Annotated in this window: 28 protein-coding genes; 20 read left to right on the top strand and 8 right to left on the bottom strand. The window is 56.1% G+C overall.

The window, feature by feature from the left end:
- Window positions 1–19: 19 nt before the first annotated feature.
- Complete coding sequence (locus tag ACWWD9_RS11700) at window positions 20–442, bottom strand: DUF721 domain-containing protein (RefSeq protein ID WP_013441323.1); 423 nt, start codon at window positions 440–442, stop codon at window positions 20–22.
- A 27-nt stretch (window positions 443–469) separates the two neighbouring features.
- Between ACWWD9_RS11700 and ACWWD9_RS11695 the strand changes: the two genes are divergently transcribed.
- From ACWWD9_RS11695 to ACWWD9_RS11655, 9 genes are all read left to right on the top strand, one after another.
- Window positions 470–1,348, top strand: a complete 879-nt coding sequence (locus ACWWD9_RS11695; RefSeq protein WP_013441324.1) for a M23 family metallopeptidase — start codon at window positions 470–472, stop codon at window positions 1,346–1,348.
- Between the two features lie 111 nt (window positions 1,349–1,459).
- A complete protein-coding gene (gene secA, locus ACWWD9_RS11690) occupies window positions 1,460–4,195 on the top strand; it encodes a preprotein translocase subunit SecA (protein ID WP_455867114.1) in 2,736 nt (911 codons plus the stop codon).
- A 79-nt stretch (window positions 4,196–4,274) separates the two neighbouring features.
- Window positions 4,275–5,666: an ammonium transporter gene (locus ACWWD9_RS11685; protein ID WP_455868157.1), complete on the top strand. Its 1,392-nt coding sequence runs from the start codon at window positions 4,275–4,277 to the stop codon at window positions 5,664–5,666.
- Entirely contained in the window at window positions 5,666–5,941 is a 276-nt protein-coding gene (locus ACWWD9_RS11680; protein WP_013441327.1) for a hypothetical protein, read from the top strand. The genes ACWWD9_RS11685 and ACWWD9_RS11680 overlap by 1 nt, the downstream gene beginning before the upstream one ends.
- Before the next feature lie 197 nt (window positions 5,942–6,138).
- Window positions 6,139–6,342 carry a DUF1289 domain-containing protein gene (locus tag ACWWD9_RS11675; RefSeq protein WP_015829397.1) on the top strand — a complete coding sequence of 68 codons (204 nt, stop codon included), beginning with the start codon at window positions 6,139–6,141 and terminating at the stop codon, window positions 6,340–6,342.
- Between the two features lie 153 nt (window positions 6,343–6,495).
- On the top strand, window positions 6,496–7,722 hold the full coding sequence (argJ, locus tag ACWWD9_RS11670; RefSeq protein ID WP_455867113.1) for a bifunctional glutamate N-acetyltransferase/amino-acid acetyltransferase ArgJ: 1,227 nt from the start codon (window positions 6,496–6,498) through the stop codon (window positions 7,720–7,722).
- Window positions 7,723–7,747: 25 nt separating this feature from the next.
- Window positions 7,748–8,644 (top strand): ATP-binding protein, encoded by an 897-nt coding sequence (locus ACWWD9_RS11665; protein ID WP_013441331.1) that lies wholly within the window; start codon window positions 7,748–7,750, stop codon window positions 8,642–8,644.
- On the top strand, window positions 8,641–9,591 hold the full coding sequence (locus ACWWD9_RS11660) for a Nudix family hydrolase (protein ID WP_455867112.1): 951 nt from the start codon (window positions 8,641–8,643) through the stop codon (window positions 9,589–9,591). Before ACWWD9_RS11665 ends, ACWWD9_RS11660 begins: the two co-directional genes overlap by 4 nt.
- On the top strand, window positions 9,578–10,015 hold the full coding sequence (locus tag ACWWD9_RS11655) for a hypothetical protein (RefSeq protein ID WP_455867111.1): 438 nt from the start codon (window positions 9,578–9,580) through the stop codon (window positions 10,013–10,015). Before ACWWD9_RS11660 ends, ACWWD9_RS11655 begins: the two co-directional genes overlap by 14 nt.
- A gap of 17 nt (window positions 10,016–10,032) precedes the next feature.
- Here the strand turns inward: ACWWD9_RS11655 and ACWWD9_RS11650 are convergent, their stop codons facing one another.
- Genes ACWWD9_RS11650 through ACWWD9_RS11630 form a run of 5 tightly spaced genes read right to left on the bottom strand, consistent with a single transcriptional unit; the run spans window position 10,033 to window position 12,969 of the window.
- Window positions 10,033–10,476, bottom strand: coding sequence for a copper chaperone PCu(A)C (locus ACWWD9_RS11650; protein WP_455867110.1), 444 nt, complete (start codon window positions 10,474–10,476; stop codon window positions 10,033–10,035).
- 12 nt (window positions 10,477–10,488) lie between these two features.
- Window positions 10,489–10,653: a DNA gyrase inhibitor YacG gene (locus ACWWD9_RS11645; protein WP_013441335.1), complete on the bottom strand. Its 165-nt coding sequence runs from the start codon at window positions 10,651–10,653 to the stop codon at window positions 10,489–10,491.
- Window positions 10,654–10,670: 17 nt separating this feature from the next.
- A complete protein-coding gene (zapD, locus tag ACWWD9_RS11640; RefSeq protein WP_015829403.1) occupies window positions 10,671–11,429 on the bottom strand; it encodes a cell division protein ZapD in 759 nt (252 codons plus the stop codon).
- A gap of 54 nt (window positions 11,430–11,483) precedes the next feature.
- The gene (coaE, locus tag ACWWD9_RS11635) at window positions 11,484–12,092 is read right to left on the bottom strand and encodes a dephospho-CoA kinase (RefSeq protein ID WP_455867109.1); all 609 of its coding nucleotides are present in this window, start codon (window positions 12,090–12,092) and stop codon (window positions 11,484–11,486) included.
- Between the two features lies 1 nt (window position 12,093).
- Entirely contained in the window at window positions 12,094–12,969 is an 876-nt protein-coding gene (locus ACWWD9_RS11630; protein ID WP_455867108.1) for a prepilin peptidase, read from the bottom strand.
- A 145-nt stretch (window positions 12,970–13,114) separates the two neighbouring features.
- On the opposite strand from ACWWD9_RS11630, the gene ACWWD9_RS11625 reads away from it, so the two are divergent.
- The gene (locus tag ACWWD9_RS11625; protein ID WP_041361967.1) at window positions 13,115–13,435 is read left to right on the top strand and encodes a hypothetical protein; all 321 of its coding nucleotides are present in this window, start codon (window positions 13,115–13,117) and stop codon (window positions 13,433–13,435) included.
- 114 nt (window positions 13,436–13,549) lie between these two features.
- Here the strand turns inward: ACWWD9_RS11625 and ispB are convergent, their stop codons facing one another.
- Window positions 13,550–14,518 (bottom strand): octaprenyl diphosphate synthase, encoded by a 969-nt coding sequence (ispB, locus tag ACWWD9_RS11620; RefSeq protein ID WP_455867107.1) that lies wholly within the window; start codon window positions 14,516–14,518, stop codon window positions 13,550–13,552.
- 213 nt (window positions 14,519–14,731) lie between these two features.
- Between ispB and rplU the strand changes: the two genes are divergently transcribed.
- The 6 genes from rplU to ACWWD9_RS11590 all read left to right on the top strand — a co-directional run bounded on the left by rplU (window position 14,732) and on the right by ACWWD9_RS11590 (window position 19,282).
- A complete protein-coding gene (gene rplU, locus ACWWD9_RS11615; RefSeq protein WP_013441341.1) occupies window positions 14,732–15,046 on the top strand; it encodes a 50S ribosomal protein L21 in 315 nt (104 codons plus the stop codon).
- Window positions 15,047–15,080: 34 nt separating this feature from the next.
- On the top strand, window positions 15,081–15,338 hold the full coding sequence (gene rpmA, locus ACWWD9_RS11610; protein WP_013441342.1) for a 50S ribosomal protein L27: 258 nt from the start codon (window positions 15,081–15,083) through the stop codon (window positions 15,336–15,338).
- 126 nt (window positions 15,339–15,464) lie between these two features.
- Window positions 15,465–16,517 (top strand): Obg family GTPase CgtA, encoded by a 1,053-nt coding sequence (cgtA, locus tag ACWWD9_RS11605; RefSeq protein WP_013441343.1) that lies wholly within the window; start codon window positions 15,465–15,467, stop codon window positions 16,515–16,517.
- The gene (gene proB / locus ACWWD9_RS11600; RefSeq protein ID WP_455867106.1) at window positions 16,498–17,616 is read left to right on the top strand and encodes a glutamate 5-kinase; all 1,119 of its coding nucleotides are present in this window, start codon (window positions 16,498–16,500) and stop codon (window positions 17,614–17,616) included. The genes cgtA and proB overlap by 20 nt, the downstream gene beginning before the upstream one ends.
- Before the next feature lie 11 nt (window positions 17,617–17,627).
- Window positions 17,628–18,128, top strand: coding sequence for a 5-(carboxyamino)imidazole ribonucleotide mutase (gene purE / locus ACWWD9_RS11595; protein WP_013441345.1), 501 nt, complete (start codon window positions 17,628–17,630; stop codon window positions 18,126–18,128).
- Entirely contained in the window at window positions 18,125–19,282 is a 1,158-nt protein-coding gene (locus ACWWD9_RS11590; RefSeq protein ID WP_455867105.1) for a 5-(carboxyamino)imidazole ribonucleotide synthase, read from the top strand. Before purE ends, ACWWD9_RS11590 begins: the two co-directional genes overlap by 4 nt.
- Window positions 19,283–19,555: 273 nt before the next feature.
- Here the strand turns inward: ACWWD9_RS11590 and rpsT are convergent, their stop codons facing one another.
- Window positions 19,556–19,819: a 30S ribosomal protein S20 gene (gene rpsT, locus ACWWD9_RS11585; RefSeq protein WP_013441347.1), complete on the bottom strand. Its 264-nt coding sequence runs from the start codon at window positions 19,817–19,819 to the stop codon at window positions 19,556–19,558.
- A gap of 333 nt (window positions 19,820–20,152) precedes the next feature.
- On the opposite strand from rpsT, the gene murJ reads away from it, so the two are divergent.
- From murJ to lspA, 4 genes are all read left to right on the top strand, one after another.
- A complete protein-coding gene (gene murJ, locus ACWWD9_RS11580) occupies window positions 20,153–21,691 on the top strand; it encodes a murein biosynthesis integral membrane protein MurJ (protein ID WP_455867104.1) in 1,539 nt (512 codons plus the stop codon).
- A complete protein-coding gene (locus tag ACWWD9_RS11575; RefSeq protein ID WP_455867103.1) occupies window positions 21,691–22,599 on the top strand; it encodes a bifunctional riboflavin kinase/FAD synthetase in 909 nt (302 codons plus the stop codon). Before murJ ends, ACWWD9_RS11575 begins: the two co-directional genes overlap by 1 nt.
- A gap of 73 nt (window positions 22,600–22,672) precedes the next feature.
- Window positions 22,673–25,480, top strand: a complete 2,808-nt coding sequence (ileS, locus tag ACWWD9_RS11570; RefSeq protein ID WP_455867102.1) for an isoleucine--tRNA ligase — start codon at window positions 22,673–22,675, stop codon at window positions 25,478–25,480.
- On the top strand, window positions 25,473–25,928 hold the full coding sequence (gene lspA / locus ACWWD9_RS11565; RefSeq protein WP_455867101.1) for a signal peptidase II: 456 nt from the start codon (window positions 25,473–25,475) through the stop codon (window positions 25,926–25,928). Before ileS ends, lspA begins: the two co-directional genes overlap by 8 nt.
- Window positions 25,929–25,940 lie beyond the last annotated feature (12 nt).

The following is a 25,940-nucleotide window of genomic DNA, read 5'->3' as shown; positions in this document are numbered from 1 at the left end:
AGAAGGGAGAGGGCCGGGCTTATTTTTCTGCCCGGCTGATCAGTCGGCTGAGCGCTTCCCCCAGCGGGGAGCCTTTGAGTTTCTGTGCCAGATCATCCAGGTTTTCTGCGGCTTGCGCGCTCAATGTGCGCAGTATTTTGGGTGTTTCCCGCGTGCCAGATTGCACTTGCACTTCCACCCGAATTGAAGTAACTTCAACCCCTTGCTTTTGCAGCCCACTGATTAAAGTTGGCAATAAAAGCTTCAGTCTTGCCGCAATTGCGCCGTTATGGGCATATACGGTCAAGCGCTTGTGCTTGATGACACCGGGTTGCGTATAGCGCGCCAGCTGAGCAGGCACCACAGCATTCCAGGCATTTTTAGAGGCAGTCAAACTGTCCGACAAGCTGGTCAATGCTTCGAGATTGGCATTATCTTTGAATAACGCGTTCAGCTTGCGCATGCCGATGGGCTCTCAAAGGGGAATTGCGTGAATATCATTATTGTCTCTGACACAATGGCAAAACCCAGGGTTCTCACTCTGGGGCAAGTCGTACTATTTCTGGCGCTTTTGATAGCAGGCATAGCCCTGCTCACATCCCTCCTTATTCTGCCACAGGCAGATGGCAAGCACCATGGCGTCAAGGCGCTTATTCCGGCGGCCTTGCACCTTGTTTCCCCGAATACCCAAGAACATATTGATGCCCTGGCCATGCAGCTGGGTGAATTGCAGGCGCGCATGATGCGACTGGATGCCACCAGCGAGCGCCTCTCCGGCATGGCGGGGATCTCGCCATCCACTCCTGAAGAAGCGCAGCCCGAACCTGGGCGCGGCGGCCCCGAAGTACGCGCCTACGGACTGGATGTCCCGCAGTTGCAGGAGAAGATATCCGAGCTGCTGTTCGAGATGGAGCGCAAGCAGGACCAGCTGAGTGCCATTGAGGCATTCATGATGCAGCAGAGCGTGCAGAAAAATGCTTTCCCCAATGGCCATCCCGTCAACGGCGCTTATAACTCTTCAAGTTATGGTTGGCGTCTGGACCCCTTCAGCGGCAGGATGGCCTTTCATGAAGGCCTGGATTTTACCTCTGAGGTAGGTACGCCCATTTACGCGGCGGCAGGTGGCCTTGTCACGACGGCAGAGCAGACGCCCGATTATGGTAAAATCGTCAAGATTGACCATGGTGCAGGTTTTGAGACCCGATATGCCCACGCCTCAGAATTATTGGTAAAGGTGGGTGACCGGGTTGAAAAAGGCCAAATGATCGCCAGAGTAGGTACTACAGGACGTTCTACCGGTGCGCATTTGCATTTTGAAGTTCGCCTGAATGGCGCACCGCTGGATCCCAGGAAATATTTGCTGAATTAAGTCGTCCATCATGGGTGGATGCGCGTTGTTGCTGGCATTGTTACATACCCAGAAACTGTTTAAGTCAACCTAGAGGTTTCCGTCCTTGGGGCGGAAAGTTGGTGTTATTGCATGTTATCCACGCTGTTCAAGAAAATTTTCGGTAGCCGCAATGAGCGGCTGGTCAAACAATACGCACAGAATGTGCAGGTGATTAACGCGCTGGAGCCTGCATTGCAGAGCTTGAGCGATGAACAGCTGAAAGCCAAAACAGAGGAGTTCAAGCAGCGCTATCAGAATGGCGAGTCGCTTGAAAAACTGCTGCCGGAAGCATTTGCAGTAGTGCGTGAAGGCAGTCGCCGCATTCTGGGCATGCGTCACTTTGACGTGCAGTTGATCGGTGGCATGGTACTCAATGCTGGCAAGATTGCCGAAATGCGTACCGGTGAAGGTAAAACCCTGGTGGCTACATTGCCGGCTTACCTGAATGCGCTGACCGGCAAGGGCGTGCATGTCATTACCGTCAACGATTATCTGGCAAAGCGTGATGCCGAGTGGATGGCCCGCCTTTACAACTTCCTGGGCTTGACCGTCGGCATTAATCTCTCGCAGATGTCACATGATGCCAAGCAAGAGGCATATGCGGCTGACATCACCTACGGCACCAACAACGAATTCGGGTTTGACTACCTGCGCGACAACATGGTGTTCACTTCACAGGAACGCGTGCAGCGCGGTCTCAGCTATGCGCTGATTGATGAAGTCGACTCCATCCTGATTGACGAAGCGCGTACCCCGCTGATTATTTCCGGTCAGGCCGATGACAGCATCGACCTTTATGTGCAGATGAATGGCATCGCCGCCAAGCTCAAGCGCCAGCAGGAAGAAGAAGGCGAGGGGGATTTCTGGGTCGATGAGAAATCCCATCAGGTCCTGATGTCAGAAGCCGGACATGAGCACGCCGAACAATTGCTGGCCGAGGCCGGTTTACTGTCCGAAGGCGCCAGTCTTTACGATGCCGCCAGCATCAGCCTGGTTCATCACATGTATGCCGCCTTGCGCGCGCAATCTCTCTTCCACCGCGATCAGCACTATGTGGTGCGCGATGGCGAAATCGTGATCGTGGATGAATTCACCGGCCGCATGATGCCGGGCCGTCGCTGGTCCGATGGCTTGCATCAGGCCGTTGAAGCCAAGGAAGGCGTGGCGATCCAGAAAGAAAACCAGACGCTGGCATCCATTACCTTCCAGAATTACTTCCGCATGTACGGCAAGCTGTCCGGCATGACCGGTACTGCCGATACCGAAGCTTACGAATTCAACCAGATCTATGGTCTGGAAACCGTCGTGATCCCTACCCATCGTGGCATGCAGCGCAAAGACATGATGGACAAGGTCTACCGCACCTCCGGCGAGAAATACCGCGCCGTTATCGAAGACATCAAGGATTGCCAGAGCCGTGGGCAACCCGTGCTGGTGGGTACCACTTCGATTGAAAACTCCGAACTGATTTCGCATCTGCTGAACGAAGCCAAGCTGGAGCACCAGGTGTTGAACGCCAAGCAGCACGAGCGCGAGGCACAGATCATTGTGCAGGCGGGCCGTCCTGGCGTGATCACCATTGCGACCAATATGGCGGGCCGTGGTACCGACATCGTGCTGGGGGGCAACCCTGAGCCAGAGATTGCGCTGGTGCGCAGCGATGAAAGCCTGAGCGACGCTGACAAGGAAGCCCGTATCGCCGCCATCAAGGCCGATTGGCAGAAGCAGCATGACGCTGTGCTGGCTGCAGGTGGCCTTCATATTATTGGTACTGAGCGCCATGAGTCACGCCGCGTGGATAACCAGTTGCGCGGCCGATCTGGCCGTCAGGGTGACCCAGGTTCCAGCCGCTTCTATCTCTCTCTCGAAGACCAGTTGCTGCGTATTTTTGCTTCTGACCGCGTATCCGCCATCATGGAACGTCTGAAAATGCCAGATGGCGAAGCGATTGAGCACCCATGGGTGACGCGCGCCATCGAGAACGCGCAGCGCAAGGTGGAAGGCCGCAACTTCGATATTCGCAAGCAGCTGCTTGAGTACGATGATGTGTCCAATGATCAGCGCAAGGTGATCTACCAGCAGCGTAACGAGTTGCTGGAAGCCGCCGATGTGGGCGAGACCATCGCCGCCATGCGTGCCGATGTGGTGAATGACACCTTTGCCTCCCATATCCCGCCAGGCACGCTCGAAGAGCAGTGGGATATTGCCGGTCTGGAGAAAGTCCTGCTGGCTGATCTGGGTCTGGATATTCCCCTGCAAAAGATGCTGGAAGACAATCCTGACCTGCATGAAGAAACCCTGCGTGAGCATGTGCTGAATGCGGCGGAGGCGGCGTATGCTGCCAAAGAGCAACAGGCCAGTGCCGATGTCATGCGCCAGTTTGAGCGCGCCGTGATGCTGCAAAGTCTTGATAACCATTGGCGCGAGCATCTGGCAGCGCTGGATCATCTGCGTCAGGGCATACACCTGCGGTCTTATGCGCAGAAAAACCCCAAGCAAGAATACAAGCGCGAAGCCTTTGAGTTGTTCGCTGCTCTCCTGGATACCGTAAAGCGTGAAGTCACCCAGATCACCATGCTGGTGCAAGTACGCAATGAAGCCGATGTGGAAGCCGTAGAAAAACCGGTGGAGCTGGAAAACGTGCAATACCAGCATGCTGACTTTGATGCGAGTGCCAGCGTCGGTGAAGATCCGCTGGCCGTTGCGGATGCCGCGACGGAAGAAAGCCAGCCCTTTGAACGCGAAGGCGTCAAGGTCGGGCGTAATGATCCATGCCCATGCGGCTCTGGTAAAAAGTACAAGCAGTGCCATGGCAAACTGAGCTGATTGATCGCGTATTGTCTGACTTGAAAAAACCCGGCTGATGGCCGGGTTTTTTTATTGGTGGCATGGCTTTTGCGTGAATATGCCTGTGAAAGAAGCGCCCGGCAGTTGTCAGTCCGGGCAAAAAGCAGAAGGCGAGGGCATATTGAGGGCATTCAGCAGCAAGATGGCAGGGATGTCGCTGGGCATTGGCAGCTGGGTCGGCTTGATGCCAGCGGTCGCACATGCCGCCCCCACTGGCCCCGGCATGGTGCCGGTGACACAGATCAGTGCCGGAGATACGGCGTGGATGCTGACGGCCACGGCTCTGGTGCTGCTGATGACCATTCCCGGCCTCGCCTTGTTTTACGCAGGGATGGTGCGCAAGAAGAATGTACTTTCGACCGCCTTCCAGAGTCTGGCGGTCACCTGCATGGTCACCCTGGTATGGGTGGTGGTGGGCTACAGTCTGGCCTTCACGCCATCCAGTTTTTTCATTGGCGGTTTTGATCGGGTCATGCTGCATGGCCTGGGCTTCAGCCCGGATGGGGCGGAGATCAGCGTCAGCCATATTGCTTCCAGCGTACCTGAAGCTGTGTTTGTCATGTTTCAGCTTACCTTTGCCATCATTACGCCAGCCCTGCTGACGGGCGCTTTTGCCGAGCGCATCCGCTTCCCTGCCATGCTGCTGTTTATCGCGCTATGGAGCTTGCTGATCTATGCGCCGATTGCGCACTGGGTGTGGGAGCCAGGCGGCTGGCTGGCGGCGCAGGGCGTGCTTGATTTTGCGGGCGGCACCGTCGTGCATATCAACGCCGGTATTGCCGGTCTGGTCTGTGCCTATATGCTGGGGCCGAGGTTGGGCTATGGCCGAGTTGCTTTCCCGCCATTCAATCTCACCTATACCTTGCTCGGTGCTTCCCTGCTTTGGGTAGGCTGGTTTGGGTTTAATGCGGGCTCTGCCGTGGCGGCGGATGGGCGTGCGGCCATGGCCATGCTGGTCACGCAAGTGGCGACGGCCATGGCGGTGTTAACCTGGATGGCGCTGGAGTGGTGGGTGAAGGCACGCGCCACTTTGCTTGGCGCTTGCTCGGGCGCTGTGGCTGGCCTGGTCGCGATTACCCCCGCCTCAGGGTTTGTGGATGCAGGTGGCGCCTTGATCATCGGGCTGGTTGCCGGGGTCGCCTGTTATTGGGGCGCCACCGGCTTGAAGCAGGTGCTGGGTGCAGATGATGCGCTTGATGTGTTTGGCATTCATGGCATAGGCGGCATTGTGGGGGCCTTGCTGACCGGCTTGCTGGCCAATCCCGCTGTCGGTGGCATGCATGGCAACATGATCGCGCAAACCACAGGGGTGATTGCCACCCTGGTGTATAGCGGGGTGGGTACCTGGGTGATCCTGTTGCTTGTGAACCTGGTGAGTCCGCTGCGGGTGAGTGCCGAGGATGAGGAGGATGGGCTGGATATTTCCCAACATGCGGAGCGTATCATCTGATGGCGGATACTGAAAAAACAGCGATAGCTGCGCATCTTTATGTTTCCTTGCGTCGGGTTGCCAATCGCGTCATTGATATCGAGTGGATGGCGCAAAATGAAGAGTATGCCCGTGCGATCATCAAGCTCGCAGTTGAACAGGGCAATGACGAACTGGCGCGTCAGGCGCTACGCTACCAGGCCTTGCTAAATGGGGAGCAAGGCCCTGCCCGAACCGAGGCCGCCGCCCCTTCCGTCGATACTGTCAAGAAGCGCTATATCGGCACATTGCGGTAGTGTTGCCAGATCACATCTTCGGAGATGCTTGCTGCCGACAGGCTGGGTCCATGTGATTATTCAGGTGGTCTCATCTTGGCCTGCACTACCTTCTTTCCATTGCACTATCAATCCCGGCCATCTCCAGGATTTTCTGCGCCTATAGCTCGCTGCATGTTTGTTATAATCCTGAGGCTATTCTCCAGAGGTTGTTTCCCATGAGTTCTGAACCCAATTCCACCGTTGTATCCTCGCCCTGTATCGGCGTCTGTGCCATGAACGAAGAAACCGGCTTGTGCGAAGGCTGTTTTCGCACCATAGACGAGATTCGCGAGTGGTGGGATATGTCGCCACAGCAGCGCCATGAAGTAAAAGAACGGCTGGCACAGCGCCAAATCGAAATCGCCCGTTTCGACGACTAAGCCCGGTCTGCTGCCTGACTACTTGCGCTATTCTCCGTGCGCGCGATGACCTCACACGGTTACGCCACTCCACATGTCATGCCCTTGTCGCGGTGATCGGGTAAAATCGCGACTACTTTCTAATTTCGTGTCCATCTTTCGGGAAACCTCCACATGCCAGTTCACCTTACTGCTCCTGATGCCGCCACCCTGAAGCCGGTTGCCGGCATTACCCTGGGTTATGCCAAAGCCCATATCCGCAAGCCAGACCGCAAGGATGTACTGGTCATGCAACTGAGCCCAGGCACGCGTGTGGCAGGCGTATTCACGCAGAATCGGTTTTGTGCAGCCCCAGTCACGCTTTGCCGTGAACACCTGGCTGCGGGAAATGAAATCCGTGCGCTGGTAGTGAATACGGGTAATGCCAACGCAGGCACTGGTGAGCCCGGCATGCAGCACGCACGTGAAACCTGTGATGCCCTGGCCAGCTTGCTGGGCTGCCAGGCCGGGCAGATTCTGCCATTTTCGACGGGTGTGATTCTGGAGCCTTTGCCGATTGAACGGCTGGTGGCAGGTTTACCGGCAGCCGTGGCAGCTCAACGCGCCGATGGCTGGCTGGATGCGGCCGAAGCCATCATGACTACCGATATCGTGGCCAAGGGCGCATCGCGTCAGGTGACGCTGGGCGGCAAGCAAGTGACAGTGACCGGCATTGCCAAGGGCTCCGGCATGATACATCCCAACATGGCGACCATGCTGGGCTATGTGGCGACCGATGCCGCAGTTAGTCAGTCGGCTTTGCAGGCGATCATTGATCACGCGGTAAATCACTCGTTCAACTGTATTACCGTCGATGGCGACACCTCCACCAATGACTCCCTGATCCTGATGGCAACGGGCCAGGCAGGAAATGCGGAAATTACCGAAAGCAGCAGTGAGTTTGAGGCCTTGCGTGCGGTGATGACGGAAGTCGCCGTTGAGCTGGCGCAAGCCATTGTGCGCGATGGCGAGGGGGCTACCAAGTTCATGACCATACATGTCGAAGCAGGCAAAGACCGCGAAGAATGCCGCAAGGTGGCGTATGCCATTGCGCACTCCCCGCTGATCAAGACGGCATTCTTTGCCTCTGACCCGAATCTTGGCCGTATTCTGGCGGCTATCGGTTACGCCGGTATCGCTGACCTGGATGTCAACGCCATGCAGCTTTATCTGGGCGATGTGCTGGTCGCAGAGCATGGCGGCCGCGCTGCCAGCTATGAAGAGGCGCAGGGTGCAGCCGTCATGAAGGAAGCGGAAATCACGGTGCGAGTGGTGCTGAATCGCGGTAGCGCGAAAGCCACTGTGTGGACCTGTGATTTTTCCTATGATTACGTCAAGATCAATGCAGACTATCGCTCCTGATTCTTGAATTCAGACGAGGCCATCCATGGCAGATATTGAACAATTGATACAGAAAGCCGAGCGCCTGCTCGACCGTCTGGAAAAGCACTTGCTGCCGCAGGCGCAGGATACTGACTGGAGTGCGATCGCCTGGCGCTGGGTTGCGCATCAGGGGCGTGGTTATCTGCAAGCCGTGCATCACCCGCATTATGTCAGCCTGTATGGCCTGCAAAATGTGGATGAACAGAAGGCGCGCATCGTGCGCAACACCGAGCAGTTTGTGCGTGGCCTGCCGGCCAATAATGTGTTGCTGACCGGCGCGCGTGGTACTGGAAAGTCTTCCCTGGTGAAAGCGGTGCTGAGCCACTTTGCCCAGCATGGTTTGCGGCTGGTGGAGGTGGAAAAGCAGGATCTGGTGTCATTGCCCGAGATCGTGGCGATTTTGCGCGAGCGTCCCGAGCGCTTTATTGTCTTCTGCGATGATCTGACGTTTGATGCTGGCGAGCCCGGCTACAAGGCGCTCAAGGTAGTGCTGGATGGCTCGGTCTCGGCCACCTCGGACAATGTGCTGGTGTACGCCACCTCCAATCGCCGTCACCTCATGCCAGAGTACATGGCCGAAAATCTCGAAACCCAGCATCTGGGTGAAGAGATACGCCCTGGCGATACCGCTGAAGAAAAAATTTCGCTGTCGGAGCGCTTTGGCCTGTGGCTGTCCTTCTATCCATTCAGCCAGCAAGACTATTTGCGCGTGGCCGAGCAGTGGCTGGAATACCATGGTATCACGCCGTTTACCGAAGATGCGCGCCAGGCGGCCTTGCAGTTTGCGCTGGCTCGTGGCTCGCGCAGTGGCCGCATTGCCTCGCAATTTGCCCGCGATTATGCCGGGCAGGCCAAGTTGAGTGAGTTGGCTGCCGTCAGCAATCCACCGGATGCGCAATGAGCGATAAGCCTGTGGTGCATGCCGCTGTGGCGGTGCTGGTGCGGGAGGATGGCAAAGTGCTTCTGGCGCAACGCCCTGAAGGCAAACCCTGGGCCGGATGGTGGGAGTTTCCCGGCGGCAAGATCGAGCAGGGCGAATCCGTCTTGCAAGCGCTTAAACGTGAAATAGAAGAGGAGCTCGGCACCGCGATTGTCGAGGCTTATCCCTGGATTACCCGCCGCTTTGCCTATCCCGAGCGTACCGTTCAATTGCATTTCTATCAGGTGCGGCGATGGACTGGTGAGCCACATGGGCGCGAAGGTCAGGCCTTGTCCTGGCAATGGCCTTCTGCGGTGGATGTCGGGCCTTTGTTGCCTGCGAACGAACCATTGCTGCGCATGCTGAGCTTGCCCTCCATATATGCGATTACGCAGCTGGAGGCGCTGGGTGAGCCGGTGTTTCTGGCCCGGCTGGAGCGGGCATTGCAAGGCGGCTTGAAGCTGATACAGGTGCGCGAAAAGCATCTGAGTGAAGAGGCTCTACAGGCTTTTGCCACTAAAGTCCTTGCGCTGGCGCGCCCTTACGGTGCCAGAGTCTTGCTGAATGCGTCGCCGGAATTGGCCTCCAGCGTGCATGCCGATGGCGTGCATCTCAACAGCCAGGCGCTGATGGCCCTGGAACAAAAGCCTGAAGGCTTGGTGGTGGGGGCTTCCTGCCATGATGCGCACGAGCTTGCCCGCGCGGCTGAGCTTGAGCTCGACTTCGTCGTCTTTTCCCCCGTGCTGCGAACCTTGTCCCATCCGGATGCCAAGCCTCTGGGCTGGCATGGGTTTGCCGAGGGCATTGTCGGCTACGCCTTGCCAGTCTATGCATTGGGTGGTTTGCAAGCATCCCATCTGCAAGAGGCGTGGCGTCATGGCGCGCACGGTATTGCCATGTTGAGAGGATGTTGGAATGAAAACAGCTAAGCGCAAAAAATGGGCGGTATTGGGGCTGTTGCTTATGGTGGGCGCGGCCGCACTTTATTTCTATATGCGGGCGCCAGCGATGCCGCAGAGTATCAAATTGTTATATTGCCCAGCACCGGTGGAAGGCTGTGGTGATCAGAACCTGCATGTCGTGTTTGCCTCGTCGCCTGCGGTGCTGAAGCCCTTTGGTATTGATGTCGCCATGGCGGGTGCACAGACCATACACGCCAGTTTTGCCATGGATGGCATGGAGATGGGGCTTAACAAATATCGGCTGTTGCAGAAGCCCGATGGCCGCTGGCATGGGGATATTACGTTGCCGGTGTGTGTGCAGGGGCGCAGTGACTGGATCGCGCGTATTGATGTGGAAACCGCCGCCGGGCTGCAGCGCTATCAGTTTACCTTCAAGGCGGAGCCGCGCTGAGGGCTGGCGGGTGCAGGCTATTCCGCTGCCGCTTTTACCAGACTGCTGTGCGTGTAGACATGCTGCTTGCCGTGGCTGTCCTGTACGTGGAGTTTGAACGTAACATTCGTGCCTGCCTTCAGCGGGGCCTTCAGATCAAACAGCATCAGGTGAAAGCCGCCTGGCTCCAGATTGACCGCTTGCTGCGCTTTTAACGGCAAGGTTTCCAGCATGCGCATCCGCATGACACCGTCGTTCATGGTCATGCTGTGTATTTCCACCGACCCTGCAACATCGCTTTCGACTTTGGTCAGGGTGGCGTCTTCAGCGCTGGTCAGTGTCATGTAGGCTGCGCCAACGGCCTGCCCCGGTGCTGTGGCACGTACCCAGTCATGGCTGATGCGCAAGACATCGGCTGCCCAGGCGCTCTGGGTGGCAGCCAGTAACAGGCATAAGGCGATACATCTGAGCTGTTGGAACATGGGCATGACTCCTTATTCTTCCAGGAATTCGTCAGGTTCTATGGGTTGTGCAATACGGTAACCCTCGTCTGCCCACAAGCCCAGGTCAATCAGCTTGCAGCGCTCGGAGCAAAAGGGGCGAAAACGGTTTTCGACAGAGTATTCGGATACGGCTTGGCATTGGGGACAGGTGACCAAGCGTTTTTTGATGGGCTTTACAGGTTGCACAGGGTAAGGGTGAAGTTAACGTTCTTGTCGCATGCACGCGGCTTTTGCGCGTAGTCCAGGCTATTGAAACGGATGTTGATGGCGTATTTGTTGGCGCTGACTTCCGGGAAGCATTCGACATCATCGTCGACCTGCAATCTCAGCATCTGGGCGGGTTTTGAACCGCCCAGCATTTGCTGGTACACGCCATTGACGGCGGTCAGCTCAACGGTATTGCCGCTCCCGCGCAAAATATGCAGGATGATGCGCAAGGCATCGTAAATGCTGATCAATGGCTGCAGCCAGTTATCGAGATCCTGGCGGCGCCTGTCTTCATCCAGCCCCAGCCAATAATGGTAGGACGGCAGATCAAACTCGCACACGCCGCCCGGGATGCCAGCCCGCTGTTTGATGCTCATCAGCCAGTCGTTATCCCGCAGGGTTTGGCCAAGCTTGGTGGTGTTCTGGCGCAGGGCTTTGCTGGTATTTTCGATTTCGCCGATCAGGTCGGTAAGCACTTTTTCGGCGATGGAGGGATTACCAAGCAAGCTGGTCATGACGATCTTTTGCCGGTCCAGCTCTTGTAGCAGGTCCGCCTTCAATTCGGCACGATCAATCACATCGAGAATCTGGAACAGGGAGAGCAGCGCGCAGTGATGGTGATACTCATGCCCGGCCGCCATATTGTGCAGCACTTTAGTGAACAGATCCTCCAGGCGCAGCAGCGTCCGGATACGTTCATTAAATGGGTAATCGTAACTGGGCACGGGCTTTTTTGGCTGAGCGCTTAGCGTTTTTAAAGTTACGGTGGATTATGAAATCTAATTGCTAACTATGCAAGGATTAATGTATTTTTGGTGAAAAGCGATGACATTTTTTTGTAATTCATCCAGGCTGCCGTTGTTGCTGATGATGTCATTTGCCAATTGCCGACGGGTTTCGCGGGATAGCTGGGCTGCCATGATGTTTTTCACTTCGATTTCCGACATTTGGCTGCGCTGCATGGTGCGGGCAATCTGTATGGATTCCTCGCAATCAATCAGCAGGCTGCGATCTATCAATTGCTGGTAGCGTTCGCTTTCGAACAGTAGTGGCACCACGATGATGCAGTATGGCGCGGTGTTGCGAACCTGCTGCAGCTGGCGTTGCGCTTCTTCATAAATAGCCGGGTGCAAAATGCCTTCCAGCTGCTGGCGCGCCGCAGCATCCTCAAACACTTTGCTGCGCACAGCGGCGCGGTTGAGGCTGCCATCTGCGTTAAGCATGTCATTTCCCAGTTCCTTGGCGATCGCCAGTACGGCTGGTTGGCCTGCAGCGGTGAGCTGGTGCGAGATGACATCCACATCAATGACCGGAGTACCCAGGGCAGCAAACTGCGCTGCTGCCGCTGATTTTCCGCTGCCTATGCCGCCCGTCAGTCCTACGATCATGTCAGCTGCCCAGGTAAAAGCTTGCCAAAGTCGGGCCGAAGAACAAGGCGGCAATGCCGCCTAATGCCAGGTAGGGTCCAAATGGGATGGGCGTGCTGCGACCATGGCGTGCAAACAGAATCAAGCCTATGCCAATGACCGAGCCCGCCAGTGATGAAAGCAGGATGACGGCAGGCAGCATTTGCCAGCCAAACCAGGCGCCGATGGCGGCAAGCAATTTGAAGTCGCCGTAGCCCATGCCTTCTTTGCCTGTTATGAGTTTGAACAGCCAATAGATGCTCCACAGGATGAGATACCCGGCTGCGGCGCCAGTTACGGCGGAGTACAAGTCGGTAAAGCCGCCATTGAGATTGACCAGCAAGCCCAGCCATAGCAAAGGGAGCGTAATGTCGTCAGGCAGCAGCTGCGTATCCAGGTCAATGAAGGTTAGGGCGATCAATGCAAAAACAAATAGCCAGGCAAACACCGTCATGCCGCCGTAGCCTAGTTTCCAGCTCACCAGAGCGGTCAGGATGCCGGTGAGCAGCTCGACCGCAGGGTAGCGCAAGCTGATAGGCGCCTTGCAAGCCCGGCATTTGCCGCGCAGGCCCAGGTAGCTTATCAAGGGGATGTTCTCGATGGCCGTGATGGCATGCCCGCAATGCGGACAGCTGGAACGTGGAGTCAGCAGGTTGAATTTTTTCGGAGGTTCTGAAGGTGGCTGTCCATCGAGTGACAGGCAATTCAGTCGCCATTCCGCTTCCATCATTTTAGGCAGCCGATGAATGACGACATTCAGAAAGCTGCCTACCAGAAGCCCGAGCAGGGCAGAAACGGCAATAAAAAAGGCAGGGGAGTCCTGCAATACCTGAAGAAAATTGCTAATAACGTCGGGCATACGCTTGTTCCATTAAACTTTCTGCATCATCGCACCGTTATACAGATATAAGCAACTATCCACTGTCGGGTAGAGTCACACTTGAAATTGCGCCGTATCGACGCCACTTACACCTTAACCAACCACTTAAAACGAAAGGAAGCGAATGATGGAAAACACTGTCCAAGCTGCATGGGAAGCCCCGGTCGTTTGCCGCGTAGAGGTTGATCTTCCAGGATGGATGGAGCAGTTGACCGGCCGCTCCAACTGGGAAGTCTATGGAGAAGAGGAGGACGACGGGTACATGAGCTTTGCCATGAGGCAGGGACGGCAACAGGCTGAAGTGACGCTCTACCATAACGGCTATGCCGTGGTGGATGTTGATGGGCGTGCCTTGTTTGATGGAGCGCTCACGCCAGATACCAGCCCCTGCGCTCACCTTAGCTACTATCGTGCCGATAGCGGCGAGCAGATTGTATTGAATTGATGTAGCGCCAAGATGCCTTGCGCATTCTGGCACCTGCTTCAGTCTGTTGAAAAAAACGCCACCACCCTTAGCGGGTTGGTGGCGTTTTTGTTGGTGCGCGGGTTCTGCGACTGCTTAAAATGTGCGGTCCACTGCAAATTCGGCCAGTTTTAGCAGTGCCTGGCGTGAAGGGGAGTCCTGCAGATGCTGAATCGCGTCGCACCCGGCCTTGGCCTCTTGCCGCGCAATCGCGCGTACCTGATCAAGCGCGCCAGTCTCGTGCACGGCTTGCATGACGGCAGGGAGTTCATCCAGACCGCCCTCTTCGATCGCTTTGCGTATGGTCTGGGCTTGTGCGGTTGTGCCCAGACGCATGGCGATCAGCAGAGGCAGGGTTGGTTTGCCTTCTGCCAGGTCGTCACCCAGATTTTTGCCAATTTCCTGGCTGTCGCCGCTGAAATCCAATACGTCATCAATCAGCTGAAACGCGGTGCCGAGTCGCATGCCGTATTCCGCCATCGCCTGTTCATCCTGCTCCGAGGCTGCGCAGATAATCGCGCCCAGGCGGGTGGCGGCCTCAAACAGCTTGGCTGTTTTGTAATGGATGACTTTGAGATAGGCCTCATCGGTGATGTCGGCATCGTGTACGTTCAGCAGTTGCAATACTTCGCCTTCAGCGATGATGTTGGTTGCTTGGGCCAGCACCTCCATTACACGCATGCTTTCAACACCGACCATCATCTGAAAGGCGCGTGAGTAGATGAAGTCGCCCACCAGTACGCTGGCTGCATTGCCGAACAAGGTATTGGCCGTGGCGCGCCCACGGCGCATGGCGGATTCATCGACGACATCGTCATGCAGCAATGTGGCGGTGTGGATGAACTCCACAACTGCGGCGAGCTCGTGATGGCGTGCATTCACCTCGCCAAACGCGCCGGCGGAAAGAAGAACCAGCGCAGGCCGCAGGCGCTTGCCGCCGCCATTGATGATGTACTCGGCAACCTGGTTGATCAGAACAACATCGGAGTGAAGGGATTTGCGAATCACCGCATCGACTGCTTGCATGTCTTGAGCGATGCAGGATTGTATAAAAGCGAGGGACACGAGTATCAGCCAGAATTAGATGCGGCATTTTATCATATAGGGTATGGGCATATACAGCGCTTGTCCCGTGCTTGTTGGCCTTGCGCAACGTCTGCGGCATAATGTCGGCGTTATGGCGAATTGTTTGCGGAAAAGCGCATTAAGATTTGCTAAACGTCCAATTTTCCGTATAATGCTCGATTCATTTGAATGCGTAGCGAACGAGGCTAGATCATGTATGCAGTCATCAAGACCGGCGGTAAGCAGTACCGTGTAGCAGCCGGCGACAAACTTAAGGTTGAGAAGTTGGTGGGCGAAGTCGGTAGCGACATCACCATCGACCAAGTATTAATGGTTGCTGACGGCGACAACGTTACTATCGGTGCTCCTGTCATCGCTGGTGCCACTGTCAAGGCCAAGGTGGTCGCACACGGTCGTGCTGACAAGGTCTTGATCTTCAAGATGCGTCGTCGTAAGCACTATCGCAAGACCCAGGGTCATCGTCAGGATTTCACAGAAATCCAGATCGAAAACATTGCTGCCAAGTAATTCGGCTGCGGTTACTTGAGATAAGGAATAAAACATGGCACACAAAAAAGCAGGCGGTAGTTCCCGTAACGGCCGCGACTCACAGGCCCAGCGACTGGGCGTGAAAGCCTTCGGCGACCAATTGGTTTCTGCTGGCAGCATTATTGTTCGTCAACGTGGCACTCGCATGCACGCTGGTGACAATGTAGGCATGGGCAAGGATCACACCCTGTTTGCCAAGGTGGATGGCAAGGTTGCTTTCTCAGTTAAGGGCGCTCTGCGTCGCAAGCTGGTCAGCATCATCCCTGCTTAATTCGCAGCACAGGTTGGTAAAAGCCCTATCGCACAGATAGGGCTTTTTTATTTCAGGCGTGCATGTCGGAAAAAACGGCTTGCTATAATAAGCCGCGCTTGTCGATATTGAGATTGACTGGAAAACATGAAATTCATAGATGAAGCAACCATCAAGGTCTACGCCGGCGACGGCGGTAATGGCGTAGCCACCTTCCGGCGCGAAAAGTACGAGCCCATGGGCGGTCCCAATGGCGGCGATGGCGGTCGTGGTGGCTCCATCTATGCGGTCGCTGACCGCAACATCAATACCCTGGTGGATTATCGATACACGCGAACCTTCCGCGCCCAGCGTGGTGAAAATGGTCGCGGTTCGGATCAGTACGGTGCGGGTGGTGAAGACCTGATTCTGCGTGTGCCCGTGGGCACGGTGATCAGCAACAAAGCCACCGAGCAAGTGCTGATCGACCTCGCCGAGCATGGTCAGCAGGCCTTGCTGGCCAAGGGCGGTAATGGCGGCCTGGGCAATATTCATTTCAAATCCAGTGTTAATCGTTCTCCCCGTCAATGTACCAAGGGGGAGCCTGGCGAAGAGTTTGAGCTTTATTTCGAGCTGAAGGTCCTGGCGGATGTCGGCTTGCTCGGCATGCCAAACGCAGGCAAATCGACGTTTATTCGCTCGGTCTCTGCAGCCAAACCCAAGGTGGCGGATTATCCTTTCACCACGCTGCATCCCAATCTGGGTGTGGTTCGCGTGGATACCAATCGCAGTTTTGTTATTGCCGATATTCCCGGGCTGATAGAAGGCGCGGCCGAAGGGGCGGGCCTTGGTCACCAATTCCTGCGGCATCTGGCACGCACGCGCTTGTTGCTGCATCTTGTCGACATTGCGCCTTTTGATGAGTCGGTTGATCCAGTCAAAGAAGCCCGTGCCATTGTGGAAGAACTGCGCAAATACGACGAGTCCCTTTATCAAAAACCACGCTGGCTGGTGCTGAACAAGGTCGACATGCTGTCTGACAGTGCCGAGGTTGTCGCAGCATTTGTGCGCGATTATGGCTGGGAAGGCCGTGTATTTGCCATATCGGCGCTGGCAGGCATCGGTTGCAAAGAGCTGACCTACGCCATCATGGAACATATCGAATCTGTACGCGCGGGTGAGCATGCGCAAGAGGATCAAGATGGACTCCCTGCTGCTTGAGGCTGATTGCATTGTCGTCAAGGTAGGTTCAAGTCTGGTCACCAATAATGGTGAGGGACTGGATCGGCAAGCGATTGCCGCTTGGGCAGACCAGATATCGCATCTGGTAAAGCAGTCGCGGCAAGTGGTGCTGGTTTCCAGTGGGGCGGTTGCCGAAGGCATGCAGCGCCTGGGCTGGAAAAAACGGCCCAAGGCCGTTAATGAGTTGCAGGCCGCCGCGGCTGTTGGTCAAATGGGCTTGGTGCAGATGTACGAAAGCTGCTTCAGCAAACACGGTCTGCACACCGCCCAGGTGCTGCTGACGCATGATGATCTGGCGGACCGCAAGCGTTACCTCAATGCGCGCAGCACATTGCGTACCCTGCTTGATCTCGGTGTCATCCCCATCATCAATGAAAACGATACGGTCGTCACCGACGAAATCCGCTTTGGGGATAACGACACCCTGGGCGCGCTGGTGGCTAATCTGATTGAAGCGGATGCGCTGGTTATTCTTACCGATCAGCAGGGTTTGTATTCGGCTGACCCACGCAAAAATCCCGATGCCCAGTTCATTAACCACGCGGTGGCGGGTGCTCCCGAACTGGAAGCCATGGCAGGCGGTGCGGGCAGCAGTGTCGGTACAGGTGGCATGCTGACCAAGATACTGGCGGCCAAGCGTGCGGCACGCAGTGGAGCCCATACCGTGATCGCCTCAGGCCGTGAACCACAAGTGCTGGTGCGTCTGGCCGCGGGTGAAGCGGTGGGGACACACCTGCAAGCAGGCCAGGTGAAATTGATGGCTAAAAAACAATGGCTGGCAGATCATCTGCGCCTTTCCGGCAAGGTCATCATGGATGATGGCGCCGTGAAAGCGCTACGCGAAGATGGCAAAAGTTTGCTGCCAATAGGCGTGCTTTCGGTCGAGGGCAGTTTTGAGCGCGGCGAGGCAGTGGCCTGTTTTGATCAGCGGGGGCAGGAAATTGCCCGTGGCCTCGTAAACTACAGTGCCAGTGAAACCTCGCGCATCCTGCGCAAGCCCAGTGCGGATATTATCCAGATACTGGGCTATGTGGATGAAGCCGAGCTGATTCACCGCGATAATCTTATTCTTTTGTAAAGGTAGCTTCCATGTCTACAACACAGGCGCAAGTCGCCATCATCATGGGGTCTGATAGCGATTGGCCCGTCATGCGGCTCGCGGCGCAAATGCTGGCTGATTTTGGCGTCGCATATGAAGCCCGCGTGGTGTCGGCTCATCGCACTCCGGACCTGATGTTCGAGTTTGCCGAGCAGGCCGCTGAGCGTGGCTTCAAGGTAATCATCGCCGGTGCTGGCGGTGCTGCTCACTTGCCCGGCATGGTCGCTGCCAAGACCATACTGCCTGTTCTGGGCGTACCTGTACCTTCCAAGCATTTGCAAGGGCAAGATTCCCTGTTATCGATCGTGCAGATGCCCAAAGGTATCCCCGTGGCCACCTTCGCCATTGGCGAAGCCGGGGCGGCAAACGCTGGCTTGTTTGCCATCGCCATGCTGGCGACACAGGATGCTGCGCTGGCTACCAAATTAAATGAATTCCGTGCGGCCCAGGCCGACAAAGTATTTGCCATGCAATTATCGGAGCAACCTTGAGCGTGAAATTAGCTGAACTTTCTTCCAAGATTTTGCCGCCTGCCATGCTCGGCATGCTGGGTGGCGGCCAACTGGGCCGTTTTTTTGTGATTGCTGCACATGAAATGGGTTACCGCGTGACCGTGCTTGACCCTGATCTGAACAGCCCCGCAGGCAAAATTGCAGATGTGCATTTATGTGCGGCTTACGATGATCGTGAAGCGCTTGAGTCCGTGGCGCAAAGCTGTGTTGCGATTACCACCGAATTTGAAAATGTCCCGGCCGAAACGCTCGAGTTTTTTGAGCAGACCCGCATTGTTCGCCCAGCTGCGGCCGCAGTTGCCACCGCACAGCATCGCGTCAAGGAAAAAAACTTCATACGCGATGCTGGCTTGCCAGTAGCACCCTTCCATGTGATTGAGTCCGCTGCTGATTTTAATTCGGTGGATGCCGCGATTTACCCAGCGATTCTGAAAGTGGCGCGATTTGGCTATGACGGCAAAGGCCAGGCGCGGGTAAGTGGGCGCGAGGAAGCTGAAGCGGCGTTTGAGCAGTTTGGCGGCGAGACCTGCGTGCTGGAGAAAATGCTGGCGCTGGATCTTGAAGTTTCCGTGGTGCTGGCGCGGGATGTGCATGGGCATGTGGCTACCTTCCCGGTAGCAGAAAACAGCCATCTGAATGGCATTCTGGATATCAGCATTGCCCCTGCGCGCTGTAGTGATGCCTTGCGTGAAAAGGCCACGGCGCTGGCGATTGAACTGGCACAGAAGCTGGAATACGTTGGCGTGTTGGGAGTAGAGTTTTTTGTATGTGGCGACCAGATTCTGGTGAATGAAATTGCTCCGCGGCCGCACAACTCCGGGCACTACACGCTGGATGGCTGCGTGACCAACCAGTTCGAACAGCAAGTGCGCGTGCTGACCGGACACGCCTTGGGGGATGCCCGTTTGCATAGCCCGTCTGTCATGGTGAATATCCTGGGCAATATCTGGCACGATGGCGAGCCGGATTGGGCAGCTGCGTTTGCTGTGCCAGCACTCAAGCTGCATTTGTATGGCAAACATGAGCCCCGTGCTGGTCGCAAGATGGGCCATTTTACGGTGGTGGATGCGAACGCGGATAATGCTTATGGTTTAGCCATGCAAGCCCGCGAGGCTCTGGGGATTGGCGAGTAACGCACTACAAGAGATTTTTTAAGGAAGTTGGTCGATGTGAGGGTGCGAAGTTTGCACCCTCATTTGTTTTGTTGCGCTTGGTTTTTTTGAGATCGGTTCGGGCGTCGCTGCTCGCAGAATATCCTGAAGCCGAATGCGGGTGTATTGGATTGGCGCCATTGAAAAAGATGACGTGCTGATGGCGAGCGGTCTTAGTTTGGGGTGGGTGCTAACACCAATAAAAAAGCCGAACATCTGTTCGGCTTTTTTGCTTGCAGCTATGTAGCTTGAATACTATGCCATGGCCTTGATAGAGGCAGACAGGCGGCTCTTATGGCGAGCGGCCTTGTTCTTATGGATGATATTCTTGTCCGCGATACGATCAATCACGCTTACATTTTCGATGTAAGCAGTTTGTGCGGCAGCTTTGTCACCTGCTTCAACCGCTTTGATGATCTTTTTGATCGCGGTGCGCAGAGTGGAACGTAAGCTGGCGTTGTGGGCGCGTTGCTTAACTGCCTGACGGGCACGTTTTCTCGCCTGTGCGCTATTAGCCATGGATAATCCTAATCAAGTTTGTAAATTCGAAGCCGAGCATATTAGCCGTTTTTTTGCCATCGTGCAAGTTGTCTCGCGCATGTTGCGCTTTAGGCTTGGCGTGTGGGCATGCTAAAATCATGCGCTTGTATTCATGGCATTAGGTATGCTGCTGCTATCGGTGTGCCGATGCACTCATTGCCGGGTTTGCGCCTTGGTTTAGAGCCCGATGTCCATGAGAGATTTTTGCAGCTATTGGACTTAAAGAGTGGCTTCGCAGGCCACGCGCATTTTATAGATGGCTCCGCGCCAACCCACGGCGGTGGCAGAATATTAATTGAAAATACTGGCGTAATGAACCTCTTAAAAGCTCTGGCTACTGTCGGCAGCATGACCTTTGTCTCGCGCATCCTCGGTTTTGTGCGCGATACGCTGATTGCTCGCGTGTTTGGCGCTGGCATCTATACGGATGCTTTTTTTGTTGCCTTCAAAATCCCCAATCTGTTGCGCCGTCTGTTTGCCGAGGGCGCGTTTTCGCAGGCATTTGTGCCCGTGCTGGCCGAATACAAAAACCGTCGCGGCCACGAAGAAACCCGTCTTCTGGTGGATCATGTCGCCACCTTGCTGGGACTCGCGCTTATCGTCGTGACAATATTGGGTATGCTGGCAGCGCCCTGGGTCGTTTATATCAGTGCACCCGGCTTTGAATCCGAGCCGGATAAATTCGCCATGACCGTGGCGCTATTGCGCGTGACGTTTCCGTATATCTTTTTTATCTCGCTGGTCTCGCTGGCGGGCGGCGTGCTGAATACCTATAGCAAGTTTTCCGTACCTGCCTTTACGCCAGTCTGGCTCAATATCACCTTCATTGTGGCCGCGCTGTTTTTTGCGCCTTACTTTGATCCTCCCGTCATGGTGCTGGGCTGGGCGGTGTTTGCCGGCGGTGTATTGCAGCTGGTGTATCAAGTGCCATATTTGCGCCAGATCGGTCTCCTGCCACGCATACGACTCGGCCTGGGTGACGAGGGGGTATGGCGTATTTTGCGTTTGATGGGCCCGGCGGTTTTCGGGGTGTCGATCGCACAAATTTCCCTGCTCATCAACACCATTTTTGCCTCGTTTCTGCAGACTGGTAGCGTCTCCTGGCTCTACTACGCAGATCGCCTGATGGAGTTTCCGACCGGCATCCTGGGTGTGGCCCTGGGGACCATCCTGCTGCCCAGCCTGTCCAAAAGCTTTGCTGACAAGGCCGATGGCGAATACTCGCAATTGCTCGACTGGGGGCTACGCCTGACGTTTATTCTGGCTTTGCCCGCGGCGGTAGCATTGGCGGTGATCGCCGTGCCGCTGGTGGCCAGTCTGTTCCACTATGGCGCGTTTTCCGAACAGGATGTGTGGATGACACGGCAGGCCTTGATGGCATACAGCCTGGGGCTGCTTGGCCTGATTCTGGTCAAGGTGCTGGCGCCTGCCTTTTACTCGCGGCAGGACATTAAAACCCCGGTGAAGATTGCCATTTTTACACTGCTGGCGACGCAGGCGATGAATCTGCTGTTCATCGGTCCATTCAAGCATGCCGGGCTCGCGCTGGCCATTGGGCTGGGCGCTTGCCTGAATGCCGGGCTGCTGTATTTTTACCTGCGCCGAGCCAATATCTACAAGCCGCAAGCCGGCTGGTGGATGTTCATGTTCAAGTTGCTGGTTGCGGTTTCCGTGATGGGGGGCGTGTTGTATGTCGCCATGGGCGACAACCAGCACTGGATGCACCTCAAGCTGCTGGCCAAGCTGACCTCGGTGACCATGCTGGTAGCGTTGGGTGCAGTTTCTTATTTTGCTGCTTTGTGGCTGATGGGCATACGGCCCAAGGACTTCATGCGGCGGGTGGCTATCTGATGCGTGTATTCCGACATTTTCCTGCAAGCGGACAGCGCCCCCCGGCAGCGCTGGCGATAGGCAATTTTGATGGCGTGCACCTTGGTCATCAGGCCTTGTTGCGCCAGTTGGTGCAAGTGGCGACGGCGCGAGGTTTGCAACCCGTGGTGATGACCTTTGAGCCGCATCCACGCGAATTTTTTACGCCTTTACAAGCACCAGCGCGCCTGACCTCGCTGCGTGAGAAGCTCGAACACTTTATCGAGGCCGGTGTGGCAGATGTCTATGTTTGCCATTTCAATCAGCGCTTCGCCGCGCTGGAGGCTTCTGCCTTCATGCAGGATATTCTGCGTGGGCAATTGAATGCCGAAGCCATACTGGTGGGCGATGACTTCCGCTTTGGTGCGCGGCGCCAGGGTGGGCTGGACGATCTGCGCCAGGCCGGCTTTGCACTGGAAAGCGTGCCAGAGATTCAGCTGGATGGCGATCGCATTTCCAGCACGCGCGTGCGTCAGGCGCTGCATGACGGCGACTTGCCTCTGGCGAGTGCCTTGCTGGGACGTTACTACAGCATCAGCGGCAAGGTGGTACATGGTCGCAAGTTGGGGCGCCAGCTGGGATTTCCCACTGCAAACATACACATGCGGCACGAACGGCCTGCACTGACCGGGGTATATGCGGTAAAATTGGATGGTTTGCCGGGTGTGGCCAATCTTGGCGTGCGCCCGACCATTGCCGGAACCCCGCGCCTGAGTCTTGAGGTCCATTTGCTGGATTACAGCGGCGACCTTTACGACCGCCATGTCCATGTCAGCTTTCTGAAAAAGCTGCGTGATGAAATGAAGTTTCCCGGGCTGGATGCGCTCAAGCAACAAATAGCGCTGGATAGTGCCCAGGCCCGCACCTTTTTTGCAAGCCAGGGTGGCTGATCAGGGTGCCTGATTTTTTATAATACCGTTTCACTTTTGCAAACCATACGGCTCAACTTAAAGATACGCGTTCATGACCGACGAAACCAAATACCCGCTTAATTTGCCGGAAACCAGCTTCCCCATGCGTGGCGATCTCGCCAAGCGTGAGCCAGGCTGGCTGAAAGCCTGGCAGGATAAAAAACTTTACCAGCGCATCCGCAAGGCACGTCAGGGCAAGCAGAAATTCATCCTGCATGATGGCCCGCCGTATGCCAACGGGGATATTCATATCGGTCATGCCGTTAACAAAATCCTGAAGGACATCATCGTCAAATCCAAGACCCTGAGCGGTTTTGATGCGCCCTATGTGCCGGGCTGGGATTGCCATGGCCTGCCTATTGAGCTGATGGTGGAAAAGCAGCACGGCAAGAATATTGATCCTGCCCGTTTCCGCGAGTTATGCCGCGAATATGCCAAGGAACAGATCGAGCGCCAGAAGAAGGATTTCATCCGCCTGGGCGTACTCGGCGATTGGGATCATCCCTACCTGACCATGGATTTCAAGACCGAGGCCGACATCATGCGCGCTCTTGGCGAGATCTATCAGAATGGTTACCTGTATCAGGGCAGCAAGCCTGTGCACTGGTGCGTGGACTGCGGCTCTGCCTTGGCCGAAGCCGAAGTGGAGTACGAGGATGTCAATTCGCCCGCCATTGATGTGGGGTTTCGCTTTGTTGACAATGCCGCGCTGAGTGCCGTTTTTGATATGCCATTGGACGGTGAGGTTTATGCCGTCATCTGGACGACAACCCCCTGGACGCTGCCTGCCAATCAGGCAGTGACCGTGCATCCTGAGCTGGACTATGATGTGATCCGCACTAGCAAGGGCTTGCTGGTATTAGCGCATGCCCTGGCTGAGGCTACGCTCAAGCGTTATGGCGAAGAAGATGCGACGACGCTGGGCAGTTGCAAAGGCGCCAGCCTCATGGGCTTCATGCTGCAGCATCCGTTTGATAACCGCCAGGTTCCCGTGATCACCGGCGAGCATGTGACTACCGATGCGGGTACTGGCCTGGTGCACACAGCCGCCGCCCATGGTAACGACGACTGGCTGGTGATGCGCGCCCATTACCCTAACGAAAAGCCATTGGTGCTTATCGGTGGCGATGGCAAATTCTTCACTAGTGACCTGGTGGAATTGGAGGCCATTCGCGGCCTCACTCGTCAGGAAGCCAACAAGGTGATTCTCGCCAAGCTGCAGGAAAACGGTGTGCTGTTTGCCAGCGCGCGCCTCAACCACAGCTTCCCGCATTGCTGGCGCCACAAGACGCCGCTGATGCAGCTGGCGACGCACCAATGGTTTATCGGCATGAATGCCCAGGACAAGACCGGCACCAGCTTGCGCGAACACGCCAATCAGGCGGTCGATGCCACCGAGTTCTTCCCGACATGGGGCCGCGCTCGGCTGGAAGCCATGATCAAGAATCGTCCGGACTGGTGCGTGTCGCGTCAGCGCAACTGGGGTGTGCCCATGCCGCTGTTCGTGCACAAGGAAACCGGCGAACTGCATCCTGATACCATGCGCCTGCTGGAAACCGTCGCGCTGCAAGTGGAACAACAGGGCGTCGAAGCCTGGTTCTCGCTGGATGGCGCTGCCTTCCTCGCCCAGCATGCGCCTGACAATGCCGGGCAATACAAAAAAGTCACCGATACCCTGGACGTCTGGTTTGATTCCGGCGCCACGCATGCGGCCGTGCTGAAGCGGCGTGAAGAGCTGCGCAGCCCGGCTGATCTGTATCTGGAAGGCTCGGACCAGCATCGCGGCTGGTTCCAGTCCAGCCTGCTCACTGGGTGTGCCATCGATGGCCGCGCGCCGTATAACGCCTTGCTGACACATGGTTTTGTCGTGGATGGCGCTGGTCACAAGATGAGCAAATCCAAGGGCAATGTCGTCGCGCCGCAAAAGGTGATGGACACCTATGGCGCCGATATCCTGCGTCTGTGGGTGGCTTCCACCGATTACTCTGGCGAGCTGACCATCTCCGATGAAATCCTGAAGCGCGTGGCTGAAGGCTATCGTCGCATCCGCAATACCTTGCGCTTCCTGCTGGCCAATCTGGCTGACTTTGATGCCAGCAAGGATTTGTTGCCCGTGGATCAATGGCTGGAAATTGACCGCTACGCGCTGGTGCTGACCACGCAACTGCAGGAATCCATCGTCAAGGATTACGACAAGTATGAATTCCACCTCGCGGTGCAGAAATTTGTCGGCTTCTGCTCAGAAGACCTGGGCGGTTTCTACCTGGATATCCTGAAGGATCGCCTCTACACCACCGGCGCCAGTTCGCATGCGCGCCGCGCCGCGCAGAGCGCGCTTTACCATATCACGCACGGGCTGATGCGCCTGATGGCGCCTATCCTCAGCTTTACCGCCGATGAAATCTGGCAGACGCTGGGCTTGAGCGCGGATGATAGCGTGTTTGAGGAAGAGTGGTACACGCTGCCTGCGCATGGCATGAGCGATGAAGATATCCGTACCTGGGGAGATATCACACAGGTGCGTTCACTTGCCAACAAGGCGATTGAAGAAAAGCGCGCTGCTGGCCTGGTAGGCTCCTCGCTGCAGTCTGAGCTGGATATTTATGCCGATGGTGCCGTGCATGCTTCGCTAGCTCGCCTGGGCGATGATTTGCGCTTTGTGCTGATCACCTCGCGCGCGACCTTGCATCTGCGTCAAGGCGGCCCCGTTGAAATCCAGGTAGCGCCAAGCGCGCATGCCAAGTGCGATCGTTGCTGGCATTACCGCGCTGATGTTGGCGCGCATGCTGAGCATCCGACCCTCTGCGGCCGCTGCGTCAGCAATCTGTTTGGTGCCGGTGAGCCGCGTCAGCATGCGTAAATGGCTGGCGCTTAGCGCGGCGGTCATTGCGCTCGATCTGTATACCAAGCATCTGGTGATCAAGGCGTTTGCTTATGGCGAGCATCTGCCCATTACCTCGTTTTTTGATCTGGTGCGGTACCACAACGAGGGCGCGGCATTCAGCTTCCTCAGCCAGGCAGGCGGCTGGCAGCGCGTGTTTTTCAGCGCGATTGCCTTGATTGCATCGGGCATTATCCTGTTCATGCTGCGCCGCCATCCCACACAGAAACTTTTCTGTTTTGCGCTGGCCCTAGTATTAGGCGGGGCGCTGGGCAACCTGTATGACCGACTGACGCTGGGCTATGTGGTGGATTTCCTGTTCTTCCATTACCAGAGTTTCTATTGGCCCGCGTTTAATGTGGCCGATTCGGCTATCTGCGTGGGCGTCGCCCTGCTGATTCTGGACAGCTTCAAAAAGAAGTCCTGACCCTCTTTTCTA

This window comes from Methylovorus sp. SPW-M1 (assembly GCF_053848825.1).
Note: the sequence above shows the minus strand (reverse complement) of the source record. Positions and strands in the feature narration are given on the sequence as shown.

What these genes read in the sequence shown, in the direction of transcription:
- ACWWD9_RS11700 (WP_013441323.1), bottom strand. Translation starts at nt 442, where the DNA reads ATGCGCAAGCTGAACGCGTTATTCAAAGATAATGCCAATCTCGAAGCA.
- secA (WP_455867114.1), top strand. Translation starts at nt 1,460, where the DNA reads ATGTTATCCACGCTGTTCAAGAAAATTTTCGGTAGCCGCAATGAGCGG.
- ACWWD9_RS11685 (WP_455868157.1), top strand. Translation starts at nt 4,275, where the DNA reads ATGCCTGTGAAAGAAGCGCCCGGCAGTTGTCAGTCCGGGCAAAAAGCA.
- ACWWD9_RS11680 (WP_013441327.1), top strand. Translation starts at nt 5,666, where the DNA reads ATGGCGGATACTGAAAAAACAGCGATAGCTGCGCATCTTTATGTTTCC.
- ACWWD9_RS11675 (WP_015829397.1), top strand. Translation starts at nt 6,139, where the DNA reads ATGAGTTCTGAACCCAATTCCACCGTTGTATCCTCGCCCTGTATCGGC.
- argJ (WP_455867113.1), top strand. Translation starts at nt 6,496, where the DNA reads ATGCCAGTTCACCTTACTGCTCCTGATGCCGCCACCCTGAAGCCGGTT.
- ACWWD9_RS11665 (WP_013441331.1), top strand. Translation starts at nt 7,748, where the DNA reads ATGGCAGATATTGAACAATTGATACAGAAAGCCGAGCGCCTGCTCGAC.
- ACWWD9_RS11660 (WP_455867112.1), top strand. Translation starts at nt 8,641, where the DNA reads ATGAGCGATAAGCCTGTGGTGCATGCCGCTGTGGCGGTGCTGGTGCGG.
- ACWWD9_RS11655 (WP_455867111.1), top strand. Translation starts at nt 9,578, where the DNA reads ATGAAAACAGCTAAGCGCAAAAAATGGGCGGTATTGGGGCTGTTGCTT.
- ACWWD9_RS11650 (WP_455867110.1), bottom strand. Translation starts at nt 10,476, where the DNA reads ATGTTCCAACAGCTCAGATGTATCGCCTTATGCCTGTTACTGGCTGCC.
- coaE (WP_455867109.1), bottom strand. Translation starts at nt 12,092, where the DNA reads ATGATCGTAGGACTGACGGGCGGCATAGGCAGCGGAAAATCAGCGGCA.
- ACWWD9_RS11630 (WP_455867108.1), bottom strand. Translation starts at nt 12,969, where the DNA reads ATGCCCGACGTTATTAGCAATTTTCTTCAGGTATTGCAGGACTCCCCT.
- ACWWD9_RS11625 (WP_041361967.1), top strand. Translation starts at nt 13,115, where the DNA reads ATGATGGAAAACACTGTCCAAGCTGCATGGGAAGCCCCGGTCGTTTGC.
- rplU (WP_013441341.1), top strand. Translation starts at nt 14,732, where the DNA reads ATGTATGCAGTCATCAAGACCGGCGGTAAGCAGTACCGTGTAGCAGCC.
- rpmA (WP_013441342.1), top strand. Translation starts at nt 15,081, where the DNA reads ATGGCACACAAAAAAGCAGGCGGTAGTTCCCGTAACGGCCGCGACTCA.
- cgtA (WP_013441343.1), top strand. Translation starts at nt 15,465, where the DNA reads ATGAAATTCATAGATGAAGCAACCATCAAGGTCTACGCCGGCGACGGC.
- proB (WP_455867106.1), top strand. Translation starts at nt 16,498, where the DNA reads ATGGACTCCCTGCTGCTTGAGGCTGATTGCATTGTCGTCAAGGTAGGT.
- purE (WP_013441345.1), top strand. Translation starts at nt 17,628, where the DNA reads ATGTCTACAACACAGGCGCAAGTCGCCATCATCATGGGGTCTGATAGC.
- rpsT (WP_013441347.1), bottom strand. Translation starts at nt 19,819, where the DNA reads ATGGCTAATAGCGCACAGGCGAGAAAACGTGCCCGTCAGGCAGTTAAG.
- murJ (WP_455867104.1), top strand. Translation starts at nt 20,153, where the DNA reads ATGAACCTCTTAAAAGCTCTGGCTACTGTCGGCAGCATGACCTTTGTC.
- ACWWD9_RS11575 (WP_455867103.1), top strand. Translation starts at nt 21,691, where the DNA reads ATGCGTGTATTCCGACATTTTCCTGCAAGCGGACAGCGCCCCCCGGCA.
- ileS (WP_455867102.1), top strand. Translation starts at nt 22,673, where the DNA reads ATGACCGACGAAACCAAATACCCGCTTAATTTGCCGGAAACCAGCTTC.
- lspA (WP_455867101.1), top strand. Translation starts at nt 25,473, where the DNA reads ATGCGTAAATGGCTGGCGCTTAGCGCGGCGGTCATTGCGCTCGATCTG.